Annotated in this window: 2 protein-coding genes; both read right to left on the bottom strand. The window is 59.5% G+C overall.

What is annotated here, in order from left to right; genetic code table 11:
- Positions 1–237: 237 nt before the first annotated feature.
- A complete protein-coding gene (locus ACFWAY_RS53610) occupies positions 238–621 on the bottom strand; it encodes a cupin domain-containing protein (RefSeq protein WP_378516521.1) in 384 nt (127 codons plus the stop codon).
- A 165-nt stretch (positions 622–786) separates the two neighbouring features.
- Entirely contained in the window at positions 787–1,869 is a 1,083-nt protein-coding gene (locus ACFWAY_RS53615; protein ID WP_378516522.1) for an NAD(P)-dependent oxidoreductase, read from the bottom strand.
- Positions 1,870–2,031 lie beyond the last annotated feature (162 nt).

Consider the following 2,031-nt stretch of genomic DNA (forward strand, 5'->3'; position numbering starts at 1 on the left):
CTCCCTGAGGAACTCGAACTCGGACGCCTTCGTGTCGAATGCTCCGAGCATCGCTACCGTTGTCACATCGACTCCTTCGTCGCTTCCCATTGCGGGTTCGCAATACGGCGACAATGTCTAGGCCTGTATCCGCTCCTCGAAGGGATAAGTGGGATACATCAGGTGAGGGTCCGGGCGTCCTGTCTCGTGCTCTCGAGGAGATGCTGGACGTCGACGAGCATGCGGGTCTCCCGGGGTTCAACAGTTCCGAACAACAGTATCTGTCACATCGTGGCCAGCTGCGAGATCAGGGGTTCGATGCAGGTGCCCGACCCGCCCCTCGCCCACAAGCCGGTCCTCCAGGAAGAATGCCTCCAGGTCCTCGGAGACCTCGATTACATCGTGCTCCTCGCCCGCCCTCGTGTATACGACATCGCCGGGTCCCACTTCGTAGGTGTTCCCCTCGCTGGCGATGACCGCCCGTCCCTTGTAGATAAGCCAGTACTCATCACAGTCGTGAAAATGGTTGTCGAACCGTCCTCCGACACTGGGGACTCGGAAAACCCCAAGCGCGGTCAACGGACAGCCAGTCGGCGCACTTTTCCTACGCATCGGCTGTTCCTGTAGATGGATGACGGGCATGGTGAGCCTTTCTGGTTTGCGGAAGATCAATCTCTGAGCACTTGTACTGCGGTCCCCTCAAGCGGCTGCCGCTACGCGAACAGAAAACGATGAGCACAGATTCGGGACGATGGGTCTACAGAGGATCGGCGACCTTGGGAACGTTCGTATCGTCAAGGCCCGCCGTCACTGCGGCTTGGGGTTCTGGGCTACCCCCATGTACATGGTTGCATCAATACGCGTGGCCTCGAAGCGTCGCGGCTGCCCCTTGATCACGGCCAGGCAGCCAAGGCACGCATCGTAAAAACAGCGCTCGTGGCAGTAAGACGCCTCTCCGGCAATGTGCGGTGTTGGCAGCACATTCGGGTGGAAGCGAAATGGTGCGTCCGGGGGCACCGGTTCGGTGCTGAACACGTCAATCGCGGCCCTAAGGCGGCGGTTGTCAACCGCGTCCCACAGCGCCGGCTCGTCAACAACGGCCATGCGGCTCACCAGCACGAAGAGGCTACCGACGGGCAAGGCGTCGAAGACTGTCTTGTCGATCGCGCGTAGCGACGATTTGAGAGGTGGAATGCCGACAACGAAGATCTCCGAGGCCGCCGCAAGCTCCTCAAGCGAGTCCGTGTATGTCAGTCCCAGCTGTTCAGCGCCGGACTTGTCGAGGATCGGATCGTAGACAGCGGTCGGGCAGCCGAAACCGCTGATCAGCTCGTGATATCTCCTGTTAATGCTGCCGTAGCCGGCGAGCCCGATCTTCTTGCCAGCGAGATCGCCGTAAACGTGCCCGAATGAGTCCCACGACGATCGCTTCCAGCCACCCGCCCGCATGAGCGCAACCGCTGACGGAATGTCGCGCAATAGATTGAGGGTTTGAGCCAGTGCAAATTCTGCCACGGTGGGCGTCATCGAGCGTGAGGTGTCGACCAAGACGATCCCACGTTCGGTCAGTTCGTCAATCGACACGAAGGTGGTAAAGCGGTTATCGAAGGTTCCCCCGATCGCCTTTAGCCGTGGCGCACTATCGAGCATCGCGCCATCTATCAAGATGTCCGGCGACCTCCACGGACTTACAAGAAGAAGATCGGCACTGGGCAGGGCCGAACGCAGTTCCTCCCGCCATGACGGGTCGCTGAGCGCTATGGTCGTCGTGGTTCCTTCGGTCTCCAATAGGTCAGCGCCGCGTTTGATGTAGTCATCTGACGGCTGTGTCTGACCAGAGAAGGACCGGGGATCGGAAAGAATGATGGTGTTCAAATTGCGTGAGGCCATTAAAAAATCCTGTCTTGTAGGAGAGCTTCAATGCTCATCTTCAAGCCTGCTTCATCTGCGGGTTAGTGCGGGACCTAGACGACTGCGGACGTGAACGCCGCGCGGAAGCCGCGGACGTTGGAGGCGATCGCCCCTTCCAGAGGTAGGCGCTCCATTGAAGAC

The organism is Rhodococcus sp. NPDC059968 (genome assembly GCF_042738615.1).
GTDB lineage: Bacteria > Actinomycetota > Actinomycetes > Mycobacteriales > Mycobacteriaceae > Rhodococcus_F.

What these genes read in the sequence shown, in the direction of transcription:
- ACFWAY_RS53615 (WP_378516522.1), bottom strand. Translation starts at nt 1,869, where the DNA reads ATGGCCTCACGCAATTTGAACACCATCATTCTTTCCGATCCCCGGTCC.
- ACFWAY_RS53610 (WP_378516521.1), bottom strand. Translation starts at nt 621, where the DNA reads ATGCCCGTCATCCATCTACAGGAACAGCCGATGCGTAGGAAAAGTGCG.